The organism is Mesorhizobium sp. IMUNJ 23033 (assembly GCF_044778005.1).
Lineage (GTDB): Bacteria > Pseudomonadota > Alphaproteobacteria > Rhizobiales > Rhizobiaceae > Mesorhizobium > Mesorhizobium amorphae_A.
Map to the genome: position 1 here is coordinate 23,223 of NZ_JBJACT010000001.1, position 16,456 is coordinate 39,678.

Annotated in this window: 18 protein-coding genes; 8 read left to right on the plus strand and 10 right to left on the minus strand. The window is 64.3% G+C overall.

What is annotated here, in order from left to right; all coding sequences use genetic code 11:
* Positions 1-169 precede the first annotated feature (169 nt).
* From dnaK to ACFX5Q_RS00160, 6 genes are all read right to left on the minus strand, one after another.
* The gene (gene dnaK / locus ACFX5Q_RS00135) at positions 170-2,086 is read right to left on the minus strand and encodes a molecular chaperone DnaK (RefSeq protein ID WP_404274452.1); all 1,917 of its coding nucleotides are present in this window, start codon (positions 2,084-2,086) and stop codon (positions 170-172) included.
* A gap of 330 nt (positions 2,087-2,416) precedes the next feature.
* The gene (locus ACFX5Q_RS00140) at positions 2,417-3,145 is read right to left on the minus strand and encodes an inositol monophosphatase family protein (RefSeq protein WP_404274454.1); all 729 of its coding nucleotides are present in this window, start codon (positions 3,143-3,145) and stop codon (positions 2,417-2,419) included.
* Positions 3,146-3,217: 72 nt separating this feature from the next.
* The gene (locus tag ACFX5Q_RS00145) at positions 3,218-4,219 is read right to left on the minus strand and encodes an LLM class flavin-dependent oxidoreductase (protein WP_404274455.1); all 1,002 of its coding nucleotides are present in this window, start codon (positions 4,217-4,219) and stop codon (positions 3,218-3,220) included.
* Entirely contained in the window at positions 4,216-5,046 is an 831-nt protein-coding gene (locus ACFX5Q_RS00150; RefSeq protein ID WP_404274457.1) for an arylamine N-acetyltransferase, read from the minus strand. The genes ACFX5Q_RS00145 and ACFX5Q_RS00150 overlap by 4 nt, the downstream gene beginning before the upstream one ends.
* Before the next feature lie 81 nt (positions 5,047-5,127).
* The gene (locus tag ACFX5Q_RS00155; RefSeq protein ID WP_404274459.1) at positions 5,128-6,297 is read right to left on the minus strand and encodes an AI-2E family transporter; all 1,170 of its coding nucleotides are present in this window, start codon (positions 6,295-6,297) and stop codon (positions 5,128-5,130) included.
* A 290-nt stretch (positions 6,298-6,587) separates the two neighbouring features.
* On the minus strand, positions 6,588-7,649 hold the full coding sequence (locus tag ACFX5Q_RS00160; protein WP_404274460.1) for an LLM class flavin-dependent oxidoreductase: 1,062 nt from the start codon (positions 7,647-7,649) through the stop codon (positions 6,588-6,590).
* A 220-nt stretch (positions 7,650-7,869) separates the two neighbouring features.
* Here ACFX5Q_RS00160 and ACFX5Q_RS00165 point away from each other — a divergent pair, with 220 nt between their 5' ends.
* On the plus strand, positions 7,870-8,298 hold the full coding sequence (locus tag ACFX5Q_RS00165; protein WP_192178173.1) for a DUF6481 family protein: 429 nt from the start codon (positions 7,870-7,872) through the stop codon (positions 8,296-8,298).
* A 108-nt stretch (positions 8,299-8,406) separates the two neighbouring features.
* Here ACFX5Q_RS00165 and sugE read toward each other — a convergent pair whose 3' ends face one another.
* Together sugE and ACFX5Q_RS00175 are read right to left on the minus strand one after the other, a co-directional pair.
* The gene (gene sugE, locus ACFX5Q_RS00170; RefSeq protein WP_404274462.1) at positions 8,407-8,721 is read right to left on the minus strand and encodes a quaternary ammonium compound efflux SMR transporter SugE; all 315 of its coding nucleotides are present in this window, start codon (positions 8,719-8,721) and stop codon (positions 8,407-8,409) included.
* A 247-nt stretch (positions 8,722-8,968) separates the two neighbouring features.
* Positions 8,969-9,094, minus strand: a complete 126-nt coding sequence (locus tag ACFX5Q_RS00175) for a hypothetical protein (protein WP_006200611.1) — start codon at positions 9,092-9,094, stop codon at positions 8,969-8,971.
* A 212-nt stretch (positions 9,095-9,306) separates the two neighbouring features.
* Here ACFX5Q_RS00175 and ACFX5Q_RS00180 point away from each other — a divergent pair, with 212 nt between their 5' ends.
* The 3 genes from ACFX5Q_RS00180 (at position 9,307) to ACFX5Q_RS00190 (ending at position 11,671) form a co-directional block, all read left to right on the plus strand.
* Entirely contained in the window at positions 9,307-10,116 is an 810-nt protein-coding gene (locus ACFX5Q_RS00180) for a transglutaminase family protein (protein WP_404274465.1), read from the plus strand.
* A gap of 119 nt (positions 10,117-10,235) precedes the next feature.
* Positions 10,236-11,201: a cation diffusion facilitator family transporter gene (locus tag ACFX5Q_RS00185; protein ID WP_404274467.1), complete on the plus strand. Its 966-nt coding sequence runs from the start codon at positions 10,236-10,238 to the stop codon at positions 11,199-11,201.
* Positions 11,202-11,266: 65 nt separating this feature from the next.
* Positions 11,267-11,671, plus strand: coding sequence for a GFA family protein (locus ACFX5Q_RS00190; RefSeq protein ID WP_404274469.1), 405 nt, complete (start codon positions 11,267-11,269; stop codon positions 11,669-11,671).
* Positions 11,672-11,687: 16 nt separating this feature from the next.
* Here ACFX5Q_RS00190 and ACFX5Q_RS00195 read toward each other — a convergent pair whose 3' ends face one another.
* Complete coding sequence (locus ACFX5Q_RS00195) at positions 11,688-12,941, minus strand: DNA recombination protein RmuC (RefSeq protein WP_404275336.1); 1,254 nt, start codon at positions 12,939-12,941, stop codon at positions 11,688-11,690.
* 104 nt (positions 12,942-13,045) lie between these two features.
* On the opposite strand from ACFX5Q_RS00195, the gene def reads away from it, so the two are divergent.
* From def to truA, 4 genes are read left to right on the plus strand one after another with little or no spacing between them, the layout of a single operon-like run.
* Positions 13,046-13,576 (plus strand): peptide deformylase, encoded by a 531-nt coding sequence (gene def / locus ACFX5Q_RS00200; protein ID WP_404274470.1) that lies wholly within the window; start codon positions 13,046-13,048, stop codon positions 13,574-13,576.
* A 4-nt stretch (positions 13,577-13,580) separates the two neighbouring features.
* A complete protein-coding gene (fmt, locus tag ACFX5Q_RS00205; protein ID WP_404274472.1) occupies positions 13,581-14,516 on the plus strand; it encodes a methionyl-tRNA formyltransferase in 936 nt (311 codons plus the stop codon).
* Positions 14,513-15,019, plus strand: coding sequence for a GNAT family N-acetyltransferase (locus ACFX5Q_RS00210; protein ID WP_006200618.1), 507 nt, complete (start codon positions 14,513-14,515; stop codon positions 15,017-15,019). Before fmt ends, ACFX5Q_RS00210 begins: the two co-directional genes overlap by 4 nt.
* 20 nt (positions 15,020-15,039) lie before the next feature.
* Positions 15,040-15,807, plus strand: a complete 768-nt coding sequence (truA, locus tag ACFX5Q_RS00215) for a tRNA pseudouridine(38-40) synthase TruA (protein WP_404274474.1) — start codon at positions 15,040-15,042, stop codon at positions 15,805-15,807.
* 28 nt (positions 15,808-15,835) lie between these two features.
* Here truA and ACFX5Q_RS00220 read toward each other — a convergent pair whose 3' ends face one another.
* Complete coding sequence (locus ACFX5Q_RS00220; RefSeq protein ID WP_404274476.1) at positions 15,836-16,441, minus strand: transporter; 606 nt, start codon at positions 16,439-16,441, stop codon at positions 15,836-15,838.
* Positions 16,442-16,456: the final 15 nt, after the last annotated feature.

Consider the following 16,456-nt stretch of genomic DNA (forward strand, 5'->3'; position numbering starts at 1 on the left):
GGCATGTTGCTTCGATTTAGGAGCGATGCTGCCCGGATGCCAGTGGCGACTTGGGGGCAGCCCGTGTTTTTCCGTCACTTTTTCGGCGAAGCCCGCACTTTTTCAACTTGGGTTGCAAAAAAGCCCGGCCTTGCGCCGGGCTTTTTCGCTTTATCTGCCGTCGGACGGCTCAGGCCGACTTCTTCTTGTCGTCGTCCTCGTCGATTTCCTCGAAATCGGCGTCGACCACATCCGAGTCCTTGGCGGCGTCCGCCTTGGCGTCGGCCTCCGCGGCTTCCTTCTGCGAAGCCTCGTACATGGCCTGTCCGAGTTTCATCGAGACTTCGGCAAGCGCCTGCGACTTGGCCTCGATCTCGGCCGCGTCGTCGCCTTCGGCCGCCGTCTTCAGCGCCGCGATCGCATCGGCAATCGCCGTGCGGTCGGTCTCCGAGACCTTGTCGCCATATTCCTTCAGCGACTTCTCCGACGAATGCACCAGTGCTTCGGCCTGGTTGCGGGCCTCGACCAGCGCGCGCCGCTTCTTGTCGCTCTCGGCATTGGCCTCGGCGTCCTTCACCATCTTCTCGATGTCGGCGTCCGAAAGGCCGCCCGACGCCTGGATGCGGATCTGGTGCTCCTTGCCCGTGCCCTTGTCCTTGGCCGAGACGTTGACGATGCCGTTGGCGTCGATGTCGAAGGTGACCTCGATCTGCGGCACGCCGCGCGGTGCCGGCGGAATGCCGACGAGATCGAACTGGCCGAGCATCTTGTTGTCGGCCGCCATTTCGCGCTCACCCTGGAAGACGCGGATGGTCACCGCCGACTGCGAATCCTCGGCGGTAGAGAACACCTGGCTCTTCTTGGTCGGGATCGTCGTGTTGCGCTCGATCAGGCGGGTGAACACGCCGCCCAGCGTCTCGATGCCGAGCGACAGCGGCGTCACGTCGAGCAAGAGCACGTCCTTGACGTCGCCCTGCAGCACGCCGGCCTGGATGGCGGCGCCAAGGGCCACGACCTCATCCGGGTTGACGCCCTTGTGCGGCTCCTTGCCGAAGAACTGCTTCACGATCTCCTGGATCTTGGGCATGCGGGTCATGCCGCCGACCAGGACAACCTCGTCGATCTCACCGGCCTTCAGGCCGGCATCCTTGAGCGCCGCCTTGCAGGGGTCGATCGTGCGCTGGACGAGATCCTCGACCAGGCTTTCGAACTTCGCCCTGGTCAGCTTCAGCGTCAGGTGCTTCGGACCGGTCGCATCGGCGGTGATGAAGGGCAGGTTGATCTCGGTCTGGGTCGTGGACGACAGCTCGATCTTGGCCTTCTCGGCCGCCTCCTTGAGGCGCTGCAAGGCGAGCTTGTCGTTCTTAAGGTCGATGCCCTGTTCCTTCTTGAACTCGGTCGCCAGATACTCGACCAGACGCATGTCGAAGTCCTCGCCGCCGAGGAAGGTGTCGCCATTGGTCGACTTCACCTCGAACACGCCGTCGCCGATCTCGAGCACCGAAATGTCGAAGGTGCCGCCGCCAAGGTCATAGACGGCGATGGTCTTGCCGTCCTTCTTGTCGAGACCGTAGGCAAGGGCGGCCGCGGTCGGCTCGTTGATGATGCGCAGCACTTCGAGGCCGGCGATCTTGCCGGCGTCCTTGGTCGCCTGGCGCTGGGCATCGTTGAAATAGGCCGGAACGGTGATGACCGCCTTCTCGACCTTCTCGCCGAGATAGGCTTCCGCCGTTTCCTTCATCTTCTGCAGGATCATGGCCGAGATCTGCGAGGGCGACTGCTTCTTGCCGCCGGCCTCGACCCAGGCATCGCCATTGTCGCCCTTGACGATCTTGTAGGGGACAAGCTTCTTGTCCTTCTCCGTCACCGGATCGTCATAGCGGCGGCCGATCAGGCGCTTGACCGCGAAGATGGTGTTTTCAGGATTGGTGACCGCCTGGCGCTTGGCCGGCTGGCCGACGAGGCGCTCGCCGTCGCCGCTGATGGCGACGATGGAAGGGGTCGTGCGCGCGCCTTCCGCATTCTCGATGACCTTCGGCTCCTTGCCATCCATGATGGCGATACAGGAGTTGGTCGTTCCAAGATCGATACCGATTACTTTTGCCATTGTTCTGGTTCTCTCCGCTAAGCAGGCTCTCAGGACCCGTGAAGGCGTTCCGACGAAAGCCCCTGTTCACAAGAAATTCCGTTCCGGCTACCGGCGTTCCGGCGCCGAACGGCTTGGCGCGTATATAAGAACAGGCTGCACGGCGCGCAAGCATTCTGCGCAAGGCTTCCACCATCATACCGGTGGGCAGGCAGCGGACCAATTGTCGCCGCCTGCGATCCGCACCGGGCGCGACGCGCAAAAATCAAAAAACATTACAGCCGGATCAGGACTTGAACGCCTCGGAACAGAGAGATTGCAACTTGGGGTAGATTGCAGACCAGGATGCAATCACAGCGTCCCATCCCGCAGCACAGTCGTCGGGTCGGGCCTGAGAACCGTACCGCCGGCTTCCTCCACCAGCAGCATGCCGGCCAGGCAATCCCAGGCGTTCATATGCTCTTCGACATAGCCGAGCAGCCGGCCGGAGGCGGCATAGGCGAGCATCAGGGCGCCCGAGGCGTTGCGGAAGAAGACGCCGCCCTCCGCCATGATCAGCCGGATCAGCACGGTGACATGTTCCGTCGCCGCCCGGTTCGAAAGCCCGGTTCCAACCGAACCTTCGCCCAGGCTCGCGGCCTGGCTTGCCTTGATCGGCCGGCCGTTGACGAAGGCGCCGCCGCCGCGGTGGCCGTGGAATGTTTCGCCGGTCGAGGGTTCATGGATCACGCCGACGACGGTCTCGCCATCCCTGGCGCGGGCGATCACCACGGCCCAGGCTGGAATGCCGCGCACGAAATTCGCGGTGCCGTCGATCGGATCGATCACCCAGACATAGCCGGTCGACCCGGTGACCGCTTCATGTTCCTCGCCGACAATGCCGTCCTTTGGGTAGTCGGCGGCGATTGCGGCGCGAATGAACAACTCCACCTCGCGATCGCCATCCGAGACCAGGTCCTGATGGCCCTTGCTCTCGATGGTCAGGTTTTCGAGGTCGCGAAAGTATCTCAGGCCGAGTTCGCCGGCGCGTCGCGCCAGCTCGATGGCAAAGCGCATGCGCGCGTCAAGGTCGTTTGTCACGGGATGCTCAATCCAGCGGAAGGATGCTTGCCCTTAGCAGACGGGCGCTGTCAGCAAAAGCGTTGAGCTGCCTCAGGCCGCTTGCGACAGCGATTTGTGGACGTCGGCCAGCATCTCGAATGAGCGCACCCGCGCCGCATGGTCGTAAATCTGCGCCGTCACCATCAGTTCGTCGGCGCCGGTGCGGCGCACGAAGGCGTCGATGCCTTGCCTGACCGTTCCCGGCGAACCGACGACGGCGCAGGACAGCGCCTGGCCAAGCATGGTTTTCGCCATCGCGTCGAGGCTGGCTTCGTAGCCTTCGACCGGCGGTGGCAGCCGGCCCGGCCGTCCAGTGCGCAGATTGACGAAGGCCTGCTGCAGCGAGGTGAACAACAGCCGCGCCTCAGCGTCGGAGGGCGCGGCAAAGACATTGAGGCCGAGCATGACATAGGGCTTGTCGAGCTGGTCGGACGGCTGGAAGCGCGAGCGGTAGATCTCCAGCGCATGGTCGAGCTCGGCCGGCGCGAAATGCGAGGCGAACGCATAGGGCAGGCCGAGCATGGCGGCGAGCTGCGCGCCATAGAGGCTGGAGCCGAGGATCCAGACCGGCACCTGCTGGCCTTCGCCGGGCACGGCGCGCAGACGCTGACCCTCCTCGGCCGGCAGGAAATAGCCCATCAGCTCGACGACATCCTGCGGGAAATTGTCGGCGCCGGCCTCCAGATTGCGGCGCAAGGCCCGCGCCGTTCCCATGTCGGTTCCGGGCGCTCGGCCAAGGCCGAGGTCGATGCGGCCGGGATATAGTGCCGCCAGCGTGCCGAACTGCTCGGCGATGACCAGCGGCGAATGGTTGGGCAGCATGATGCCACCGGCGCCGACGCGGATCGTCCTGGTGCCGCCCGCGACATGGGCGATGACGACGGAAGTGGCCGCACTGGCGATGCCCGGCATGTTGTGGTGCTCGGCCAGCCAGTAGCGCTTGTAGCCGAGACGCTCGGCGTGGCGGGCGAGGTCGAGGGAATTGGCCAGCGACTGCGATGCATTGCTGCCTTCGACGATCGGCGACAGGTCGAGAACGGAAAGGGCGGTCATGCGGTCTCCACGATTTTCTTGTCCCGCAGCTTGGCCTCGAAGGCGGCCCGGTCGGGCATGATGATTTCGAGCTGGCTTTCCAGCACGTCGGCAAGCTCGGCGGCTGTTGCGATTTCTCTTTGCTCGGTGCGGCCGCCAAGATGATGCGTCGACAGCCGGTTGTTGCGCAGCGCATAGCGCCGGTCGGGCAAGGCACGCGCCGCGATCACCGTTGACAGGAAATGCGAGTCCGGATGGGTCGACAGGAAATGGCTGCTGACCGCGTAGTCGATCTCGTAGTTCTGCTGCATGTCGAAACGGTAGATGGTGCGCCAGTCGCCGCCGATATCGGCCTGCAGGCGAAAATGATCGCCGGCCTCGATGATGCGAAAGTTTTCATGCGGGGTCTGCTGCTCGAGCCCGGGCTCGAGCAAACACAATACCACCAGCACCAACCCGCCAAAACAAACAACAGCAGGGGGGGTTCGTCCATCGAGTTCGATGCGGAGCAGCATGTGGCTGCGCGCGGTAATAGTGTCGTCAGGTTGGCCCCACAGCACCCGCGCGGCAAGGCCGCTGACCTCGAAGCCAAGCGCCTTCAGCGCATGCAGGAAAATCAAATTGTGCTCGTAGCAATAACCGCCGCGGCCGCGCGCGAAGATCTTGTCCTGCAGCGAGGCGAGATCGAGCTTTACCGGAGTGCCCAGGAACGGGTCGAGATTTTCGAACGCGATCGCTTGCGGGTGCTGCCGATGCAATGCCGTCAGCGCCTCCAGCGACGCATCTGTCCGGCCACGGTAGCCGATGCGGGCGAAATAGGCGTCGATGTCGAAGGAAGCGTCGGTCATGGAAGGAAGTCCGGCTTGACCGGGTCGATATAGGCACTCCACCCCGAGACGACAAACAGGCGGTAAACAATTGCCTGTCGTCTATGCCCGCGCCTTGTCGGTCTCCTCGGCCGGATCCTCCTCGACGACTGCGCTGTGTTGCGCCGCCAGGAAATTGCCGACATGGCTGAGACCGTCGAAATGGTCGCAGAACACCTTGATGACGACCAGCAGCGGCACCGCCATCAGCGCGCCGACGAACCCCCACAGCCACGACCAGAAGGCGATGGCTATGAAGACCGCCACGGCATTGATCTCCAGCCGCCGGCCGACCACCATCGGCGTCACGAACTGGCCTTCGACGACGTCGCACAGCAACACGAAGGCGGGTGCCAGCAGCGCGAAGGAGATGCTGTCGAAGCTGATCAGCGCGATGACCGTGACGAGCAAAAGCGTGATCAGCGCGCCGACATAGGGAAGGAAGTTGAGCAGTGCCGCCGCCGCGCCCCAGACCTGCGGGTTGGGCATGCCGAGCCCCCATAGGCCGAGGCCGATCACCGTGCCGAGTCCGGCATTGATGACGGCGATGGTGAGCAGATAGTGCGAGATCTCGTGCTCGACGTCGTAAACGACACGCAGCGCCCGCTTCTTTTCGCTGAGGCTGGCAAAGGACTGGATGATCTTCTCGTAGAACATCGTGCCCGAGGCAAGCAGGAACAGCGACAGCACGAAGACGATGGTGATGCTGGTGCCCGCCGACAGGATGTTGCCAGCTGCCGAAGACAGGATGCCCGACTGCGCGAAGGTTACCTTTTGCACGCCCGGTTCCTGTGAGGTCTCGGTCAGCCCCTCCAGCTGGTGCGCAATCTGCATGACCCTTTCGAGCGGGCGCTTAAGTTGCGCCAACCGTTCCGTCAGCTGCTGGCCGATCGACGAGGTGTTGTTGATGAGGTCGATGACCGGACCGCTGAGCAGATAGCCGGCGCTGGCTAGGAAGACGACCGACAGCAGCACCAGCAACGTCGCCGACAACACGTCGGGTACGCCGTGCTTGCGCAGGAAGCGCACGATCGGCGTCAGCGTCAGTGCCAGCAGGAAGGCGAGGATGACCGGCATGAAGAAGGCACGGGCGAAATAGAGCGCGTAGATGACCATCAGGATGAAGATGCCGATGAGCAGCGACCGCATCAGGCGAACATCCGCGCGGGCTTCGGCGCGCGGATCCGGGCTTTCGGCAGCGCCTGCGCCCGAGGCTGACGGTTCGGCCTTCATCGTTTCCCCTCGAGCGCACCGCAATCGGTGCGATTCATCGGCGGAAACGCCCTCGTCAAGCCAAAGTTCCGTTAGCCGGCAACGACCGCGATGCGGACTTCGCCATGGCTATGCGGCGGGCGCTGCCACCGCGGCGGAGGCCCGGTTGAAAGCAGGAGGCTGTTGAGCGTTGGGCTCCGTGGGCACGCCGCAAACCGTTGCCGCCCAGGAACTGCGCATCGAGTGCATCCGAGATGATGGAGGCTGCTGGCAAATCGTAGAGTGCAACGGTTCGCGAACAAGCCCGTCGCTCAGGCGACGGGCGCTGCCGCCGCTGGCGCGGATTTCGCGGTTTCCTTGCGCACGATCGGTGCCACCTTGGTGCCGTAGAGTTCGATCGCCTTCATGATCTTGGCGTGCGGCATGATGCCGATCGCCATCTGCAGCAGGAAGCGGTCATTGCCGAAGATCTTGTGCTGGGCGACGATCTTCTCGGCCACCTGTTCGGGATTGCCGACGAACAGCGCGCCGTTCGGGCCGCGCGACTGGTCGAAATGCGCCCGAGAGGTCGGACCCCAGCCGCGCTCGCGGCCGATGCGGTTCATCACCTCGGCCTGCGGTCCGTAGAAATCGTCGGCCGCCTTCTCGGTGGTCTCGGCGATGAAGCCGTGCACGTTGAGGCTGGTGGCGAGGCTTGCCGGGTCGTTGCCGGCGCGTCTTGCCGCCTCGCGGTAGACCTCGAACAGCGGCGCGAAGCGCGCCGGCTCGCCGCCGATGATGGCAAGCGCCAAGGGCAGACCGAGCGCGCCCGCGCGGGCGGCAGACTGTGGCGTCCCACCGATCGCGATCCAGATCGGCAGTTTTTCCTGGAAGGGACGCGGATAGACGCCGCGGCCGTTGATCGGCGCCCGCAGCCGGCCTTGCCAGGTCACCTTGACGCTGTCTCGGATGGCCAGCAAAAGGTCGAGCTTCTCGGCGAAGAGCTCGTCATAGTCCTCGAGATTGTAGCCGAACAGCGGGAAGGATTCGATGAACGAGCCGCGCCCGGCCATGATCTCGGCCCGGCCGCCGGACAGAAGGTCGAGCGTCGCAAACTGCTGGAAGACACGCACCGGATCGTCGGAGGACAAAACGGTGACCGCGCTGGTCAGCTTGATGCGCTTGGTGCGCTCTGCCGCCACAGCCAGCGCCACCACGGGCGCCGATGCGGCATAGTCCGGGCGGTGATGCTCGCCCAGCCCGAACACGTCGAGGCCTACCTGGTCGGCCAACTCGATCTCCTCGATCAAATTGCGCAGACGCTCATGCGGCCCGATGGCGCCGGGACCCGGTTCCGGGCTGACGTCGGCAAAAGTGTAGAGACCGAGTTCCATGGCATGTCATCCCAATGTTTGATTTTCGGGCTAGAGGTAGCGATCGGCCGGCCGTGCCACCAGAGGGGCGGACGGTGAACAGTGCATGTCGATTCCGGTTGAAGATGCGTCTCCCGGCTGCAACAGCCCAGAATTTCATGGCTGGCATACCGTTTTGGCGCTTGAACTCTCGGTTTTCGCGCGTATGTAAGCGTCGCGAATTGACTTCAGGGAAGTGGACTTGGCTATCTACAGGGAAAAAGACATTTTCGAGCGGCGCAATGCCGCAAACGAGGCAAAGAAGGCGCTTCTGGAGCGTTTCAAGTCAAAGCCGGCGGCAGATGATCCTGCGGTGCTGGCGCGACAGGCCGAACGCAAGGCAATCCTCGAGGCACGTGCGACACGCGAGGCCGAAAAGGCCAGGCTGAAGCAGGAAAAGCTTGCGCGCGAAGCGATCGAGAAGGCCGAGCGCGAGGCAGCCGCTGAAGCGGCCCGCATCGCTGCTGAAGAAGCAGCGCAAGCGGAGGCCAAGATTCGGGAAGCCGAAGAAAACGAGCGCATTGCCCGTCTGCTTGCCGACGAAGCCGAACGCAAGGCCAAGCGCGACGCACGTTACGCGGCACGCAAGCAGCGCACCGGCAGGACGCCTCCGGGCTTCTCCGCCCGCTAGCTTTCGGCGCGATCGACTCGGATCGAATGCCAGGGCCGCCCGCGGCGGCCCGGAACGCGTTTCTGCATCCAAATTTTGCCAGGCATGGGAGCGGGCGGCCTGCCTGCATCAGGCGGCGAGCTTCAACCCCATGATGCCGCAGACGATGAGCGCGATGCAGCCGAGCCGGATCGCGGTCGCTGGCTCGCCGAGCAGCCAGATGCCGAGCAGCGCCGTGCCGACGGTGCCGATGCCGGTCCATACCGCATAGGCCGTGCCGACCGGCAGCGCCTTCAGCGCCAGGCCGAGCAAGCCCAGGCCGACGATCATCGAAGCCACGGTCAGGACGGTCGGCACCAGCTTCGAGAAGCCATCGGTGTATTTGAGGCCGATCGCCCAGCCGATCTCGAATAGGCCGGCGAAGAACAGGTAAATCCACGACATCGGGTACGCTCCGTTCGGTGCGTGTCGCCCAAAAGTGCGCGGTTTTTGGGATAACGCCACGCACACAGCAACACTTTGGCGGGTCGTCCCGGCCGAATTTCGGGGAGGGCGCGAGGTCATCCTCGCCGCTTCGATATAGGAAGCTCCGCCTGCCCGATCAACAAAACACCGGCAGCACTGTTCATGCCGCCGGTTTGTAAATCTGCGCCGAAACGGATTGGCCGGGATTAGAAATGTCCCGAGCGGCCTACTTTTCCTTGAGCCTCATCGCCTTGACCGGTGGCGCCTTGAGCGCCGGGGCTGCGGCAGGCTTCTTCGCATCCTTCTTCGGCTTGCGGGCTTCCTTGCCCGCCTTCATCGCACCTTTAGCCATGATTCGCTCCTCCAATTGGTGGCCCCGAAGTGAAACAAGAGATTGGTCCGACTGCAAGAGCCTGTTGCATCTCGACGCGCCAGTCGTGGTCCTGTCAACGCATTTTCTATTTTCCTCGTCAACGGCCCCGGACCATGCGATGGTCTTCTGAGCACTGCAGCATCAATCCGGCTTTCCCCGGATGACGATCAGGCAGGCCGGTCAGGACGAGAATGCGAATCCATATCGGCTGCGAGATGAGCTTCGACTTTCCGCAGGAAACACCTTTAATCGCGATGCTCAATGTCCACTATTCCAGGGCATCCGATCTCGAACGGCCGGATTTCCTGACCTCCAACCCACCGGTGCCGATCGAAAGCTATCGCGACAGCTTCGGCAATTGGTGCAACCGTTTTGTCGCCCCGGCCGGGCGCTTCACCTTCGGCACCGATGCGGTGATCCGCGACCCCGGCACCTTCGAGATGGGCGACCTGATGGCCTGGCAGCACGAGGTGCGCGACCTGCCGTCGGACACGCTGCTGTTCCTGCTGCCCAGCCGCTATTGCGAGAGCGATGTGCTGGCAGACGAAGCGTGGCGGCTGTTCGGCAACACGCCGCTCGGCGTTCGACGTGTCCAGGCGGTCTGCGACTTCGTTCACAACCACATCGTCTTCAACTACGGCAATGCGCGGCCGACGCGCACGGCAGCCGAAGCCTATCGCGAGCAAAGCGGTGTCTGCCGCGACTTCGCCCATCTGGCGGTCGCCTTCTGTCGGGCGCTAAACATCCCGACCCGCTACTGCACCGGCTACATCAGCGACATCGGCACGCCAAAGCCATGGTCGAGCATGGACTTCGCCGCCTGGATGGAGGTCTATCTCGGCGGCCGCTGGCACGCTTTCGATCCGCGCAACAACGCCCCGCGCATCGGCCGCATCCTGATTGCCTCGGGCCGCGACGCGGCCGATGTGCCGCTGACCCATATCTTCGGGCCGGGCACGCTCGCCGGCTTCAAGGTATGGACCGACGAGGTCATCGAGTAAGGGCTCGCGATGCCCGCCTTCCCTCTGAACGACTGGACCCTTTGCGCGTTGTGAATGCCTGTGGAGCTTTGGCGGGTTGGCCGCTAGGCTCTCGGGAGCATCGGACAGGGTAGAAAACCATGGCGGCGCATGGCGGGTCGAGGAAGGTCATCTATGCGGCGCTCGCCGGCAATCTTGCCATCGCGCTGACCAAATTCGCCGCCGCCTTCTTCACCGGCAGCTCGGCCATGCTGTCGGAGGGCGTCCATTCACTGGTCGACACCGGCAATGGCGGGCTGCTGCTCTACGGCATGCATCGCGCCGCCCGACCGCCCGACCGCATGCATCCGCTCGGTCACGGCCGCGAGCTCTATTTCTGGAGCTTTATCGTCGCACTTCTCGTCTTCGCGCTCGGCGCCGGTGTGTCGTTCTACGAAGGCGTGATGCACATCGTGGCGCCCGAGCCGGTCGCGAATGCAATGGTCAACTATGTCGTGCTCGGCCTCTCCTTCCTGTTCGAGGGCAGTTCCTGGTACGTGGCGCTGAAGGAATTCCGCCGCGAGAAGGGCAGGCTCGGCTGGATCGAGGCGGTGCAACTCAGCAAGGATCCGAGCGTCTACACGGTGCTGTTCGAGGACAGCGCCGCGCTGCTCGGCCTGATCGTCGCCTTTGCCGGAATATTGGCGGCGGAGATATTCGCGATGCCTGAGCTCGATGGTGCAGCGTCGATCGGCATCGCTATGATCCTCGGCGCCACCGCCATCTTCCTGGCGCGCGAAAGCAAGGGCCTGCTGCTCGGCGAACCGGCCTCGCCCGAAGTGCAGAAGAAGGTGCTGGCGATTGCCCAGAAAGACCCAGCGGTGCAGCGCGCCAATGGCATCTTGAGCGTCCATATCGGCCCGCAGGAAATCGTCGCCGGCCTCAGCATCGAATTCGAGGATCATATGACCGCGCCCGAGATCGAGGCCTGCGTCGAGCGGCTGGAGGCGCGGCTGAAAACGGAAATGCCGGAGATTTCGCGGCTGTTCGTCAAGCCGCAGTCGGCTGGAACCTGGGAGCGCCGCCGCAAGGCGATCGAGAAGGCATCCGGAGAGGCTCTGGACTAGTCGACAGCCGTTGCCTCACGACCGCGCTGCACTAAGATTGCAGTTGGAATTCGGGAGAAGCGAAGATGAGAATTGACGGCGGGTGCCATTGCGGTGCCATCACCTATGAGGCCGAGGTCGATCCGGAAAAGACCTCGATCTGCCACTGCACGGATTGCCAGAAACTAACCGGCACGGCATTCCGGGTGACGGTTCCGGCACCGGAAAGCAACTACAGGATCACCAGCGGCACACCGAAGGTCTATATCAAGACCGGATCCACTGGCGCCAAGCGTGCCCAGGGCTTTTGCGGCGAGTGCGGATCGCACCTCTATGCGACATCGGTCGGCGATGGCCCGAAGATCTACGGCATCAGGGTCGGCACGGCGCATCAGCGCGAGGACCTGGTCCCGAGGAAACAGGTTTGGCACCGCTCGGCATTGCACTGGTTGCCGGAATTTGAAGGCATGACGACCGTCGAGGAACAGTAGCAGCCGGCGCGGCGGCTCAGTCGTCGCCCTCGACCACTCGCAGCCGCAACTGGCCTGTCTTGGAGTCGGCGACGCGCGCGCCGGTCTCGACCTTGCCAGCACTGGGGCGCGGGGGCTCGGCTTCGCCTTCGGCGAACTCCAGCGCTTCGATCTTCTGGCCGCGCTTGGTCACTTTTGATGTAGAAACGAGGATGTCGTCGATGTCCTTCGTCGCCTGGCCGAAATGCGTCTGCAGCCGGCGCACCCGCTCGTCGACGCGCGCAACGTCCTCCATCAGCCTGATGACCTCTCCCTGGATCAGATGCGCCTGCTCGCGCATGCGGGCATCCTTGAGGATCGCCTGGATGACCTGGATCGACAGCATCAGCAGCGACGGCGAGACGATGATGACGCGGGCGCGGTGCGCCTTCTGCACCACCGCCTCGAAATTCTCGTGGATCTCGGCGAACACCGATTCCGAGGGCACGAACATGAAGGCGGTGTCCTGCGTCTCGCCCTGGATCAGGTATTTTTCGGCGATATCGCGGACATGGATTTCGATGTCGCGACGGAACGCCTGTGCGGCGACTTTCTGCAGGTCGGTGCCGTCGGCGGCGCGGATGGCGTTCCATGCCTCCAGCGGGAATTTTGCGTCGACGGCCAGTGAAGGCGCGCCGTTCGGCATCCTCACCAGGCAGTCGGGCCGGCTGCCGTTCGACAAGGTGGCCTGGAATTCGTAGGCGCCATGCGGCAGGCCGTCGGCGACGATCGCCTCCATGCGCGACTGGCCGAAGGCGCCGCGCGTCTGCTTGTTGGAGAGGATCGCCTGCAATTGCACCACCTGGCCGGCGAGCGACTGGATATTGCCTTGCGCCGTATCGATCACCGCCAGCCGCTCCTGCAATTTGGCAAGGCTCTCATGCGTCGATTTGGTCTGCTCGGTCATGGTCTGGCCAAGACGCCCGGTCATCGCATCAAGCCGCTGGCCGATCGACTGGGTGAGTTCGGCCTGCCGCGCGCCGAACACTTCGGCGATCGCGCCCATGCGGCCCTGCATCTCGGCCTGGCTCTGCAGGATGCCGGCCATCCGCGCCTCGGCATCGCGGGCGTGGTCGGCGGCTTCCGCCGCCGCCACCGCGCGCGCCCTGGCCGACCGCCACAGCGCGACGATCAACGACAGGAACAGGCCGAGAAACAGCACCGTGCCGAAGGCCAGCGCATGGCCGAGCGTGAACGTGCTAGCGCCGAGCCGGGCGACGGGTTCGGAAAGGATGGAGGTCAGGTCGTTCATGGTTGCCAGCATAGATGATTCGGTCCGCCGGCACAGATCAAAACGTGAACGGCCTCCGATTGCCCCCGTTGACGCTTTTCCTGTGACGTCTTAGGTGAGACGCCATGTCGATCAAGCCGCTTATCATTCTTCCCGATCCCGTCCTGCGCCAGGTTTCCAAACCGGTCGAGCGTGTCGACGCGCCCTTGCGCAAGCTGGCCGGCGACATGCTGGACACCATGTATGAAGCGCCCGGCATCGGTCTCGCGGCAATTCAGATCGGCCAGCCGCTGCGCATGCTGGTCATCGACCTTGCCAAGGAAGACGACACGCCGGCGCCGCATATCTTCATCAATCCGGAGATCCTCGAAAGTTCCGACCAGCGCTCGGTCTACGAGGAAGGCTGCCTGTCGATCCCGGACTATTATGCCGAGGTCGAGCGCCCGGCCTCGGTGCGGGTGAAGTACCTCGACCGCGACGGCAAGCTGCAGGAGATGCAGGCCGAAGGCTTGATGGCGACCTGCCTGCAGCACGAGATCGACCATCTCAACGGCGTGCTGTTCATCGACCACATATCGAAGCTGAAGCGCGACATGGTGGTGAAGAAGTTCAAGAAGCTCGCCAAGGACAAGGCGCCGGGCAAGATGGTGGGATAGGGGCATGCCCCTTCGCGTCATCTTCATGGGCACGCCGGAGTTTTCCGTGCCAACGCTGCGGGCGATCGCCGAGGCCGGTCACGAAATAGCAGCCGTCTACACGCAGCCGCCCCGCGCCGCGGGCCGGCGCGGGCTGGAACTGACGCCGTCGCCGGTGCAGCGCGAGGCGGAGCGGCTGGGCATCGAGGTGCGGACGCCGACCTCGCTGAAGGGCGAGGCGGAACAGCAGGCATTCGCCGCCCTGCGCGCCGATGTCGCAGTGGTCGTCGCCTATGGGCTGCTGCTGCCGAAGGCGGTTCTGGAGGCAACCCGGCTCGGCTGCCTCAACGGCCATGCGTCGCTTCTGCCGCGCTGGCGGGGTGCTGCTCCCATCCAGCGCGCCATCATGGCCGGCGACGCCGAAACCGGCATGATGGTGATGCGGATGGAGGAAGGCCTCGATACCGGTCCGGTGGCAATGGTTGAAAAATGCGCCATCGCACCCGATATGACGGCCGGCGCGTTGCATGACCGGCTGATGGACATGGGCGCTTCGCTGATCGTGGAAGCATTGACGCGGCTGGGGATAAATTGTCTGACATTTACCCAACAGGCGACGGCGGGGGTGACCTACGCCAAAAAGATCGATAAATCGGAGACGCGCGTAGACTGGACGCGGCCTGCCGGCGAAGTCCACAATCACATTCGCGGCCTCTCGCCCTTTCCGGGCGCGTGGTGCGAGGTCGACATTGGCGGCCGCATGGAGCGGCTGAAACTGCTTCGCTCGACGCTTACGGATGGCGTCGGCGAGTCGGGAGGAGTTCTCGATGACCGGCTGACGGTCGCCTGCGGGTCAGGCGCAATCAGGTTGGTCGAAGTGCAACGGGCGGGCGGAAGGCCCACCACCGCGCAGGAGTTTTTGCGCGGAGCCAAGATCGAAAAAGGAACGAAACTCTCATGAGCATGATGTCGATACGCGCGGCGACGCCGCGGGATCGCGAGGCGATCCGCCTCGTCGAGGAACATGCATTCGGCCAGCAGGCGGAGGCCGGGCTGGTCGACGCGCTGGTCACCGGCGGCGATGCCGTCGTCGAACTGGTGGCGGAAGAGGACGGCCAGGTGGTCGGCCACATCCTGTTTTCCAGGCTTTTCGTGGGCAACGGCGGCAAGAGCTTCCCGGCCGTGGCGCTGGCGCCGCTGGCCGTCGAACCGTCTTTCCATGGCTCGGGCATTGGCGGCGCGCTGATCCGCGAGGCGCATATCCGCCTCAAGGACGCCGGCGAGAGCCTGGCTGTGGTGCTCGGCGATCCGGCCTATTACGGCCGCTTCGGCTACACCCACGCCCGCGCCGAAAACTTCGAAAGCGAGTATCAGGGCGAAGCGCTGCAGGCGCTGGCCTGGGGCGACGCTCCTGAGGCGGGCAAGCTCGTCTACGCTTCGGCCTTTACCGCACTCGCCGCTTAAGCGGCGAGTGCACTTCGCATATGCCGCGTTTTCGCCTCGACATCGAATATGACGGCAGCCAATTTGCCGGCTGGCAGCAGCAGGCGGATCAGCCTTCGGTGCAGCAGGCGATCGAACAGGCGATCGAAAGATTCTGCGGCGAAGAGGTCAGGTTGCGTGCCGCCGGCCGCACCGATGCCGGCGTGCATGCGACCGCCCAGGTGGCGCATGTCGACCTCGCCAAGGCGTGGCCCGGCGACAAGGTGCGCGACGCCGTCAACGCCCATCTGCAAATGGCGGGCGCCCGCATAGCCCTTCTCAAGGCAGCGGCCGTCCCTGACGGCTTCGACGCGCGCTTCTCGGCCACCGGCCGCCACTATCTCTACCGCATCCTCAACCGGCGCGCACCCTCGGCGCTGGAAAAGGGCAAGGTCTGGTGGGTGCCGAAGCGGCTCGACGCCGCCGCCATGCACGAGGCGGCCAAGCTGCTGCTCGGGCGGCATGATTTCACCACCTTCCGCTCGACGCAGTGCCAGGCCGACAGCCCGCTCAGAACGCTCGATCGTCTTGACGTCAGCCGGGAGGGCGATTTGATCGAGGTCAGGGCCTCGGCGCGCTCCTTCCTGCACAACCAGGTGCGCTCGATGGTCGGCTCGCTCAAGCGCGTCGGCGACGGCAGTTGGCGCGCCGCCGACCTCAAGGCAGCGCTCGACGCGCACGACCGCGCCGCCTGCGGCCAGGTGGCGCCGCCCGACGGGCTTTTCCTGATCGGCGTCGACTATCCGCAGACGTTCGCAGAAGCCCGGTAGGCTCGACCAGCGTTTCGGTTCAGAAAGATCAGCTCTCGATGCTGGTCGGTATGGTGATGCCGAGCAGCGCCTGCAGCCCGAACAACACGGCCAGCGACGCCACGAACATGCCGGCAAAGACAGCCGTGCCGACTGCCGCGCCCCTGCCGATGACGGCATTGGTCATGCGCCAGGTCAGCACCATCGACAGCGCAAACAAAACCAGCGACACCAGCCCCGAAACTTCGTCGGTCGACGGCAGGAAAAGCCTGATCAGCGCCGACGGCAGCATCAGCCAGGCGACGATCGCCGATGCCCAGTTGCTGGCGACGACATAGTGGACGAAGCGGCCGCCAAGGCCGAGGCGCGGCGCGACCAGCGCCAGGCCGACCAGCGGCAGCACCCAGGAGCCGATGTCGACCGTCGCCAGCCGCAGAAGCATGCTGAAGCGTCCGGCGAATGCGTTCGGGTCACCGATCTCGTTGGCGATGCCGACCCAGCCGACGATCAGCGCCGGCGCCGCCACGACTATGGCGAAGAAGGAATTCCAGAAACCGTCGGCCGAAAGGTCGAGCAGGCGCAGGCCGTCGGCCTTGCCGAGCATCAGCCGCCAGGCGCCGGCCAGCGAAGCGTAGGTTTCATCGGCCGAAAGCATGATCACACCGAATGC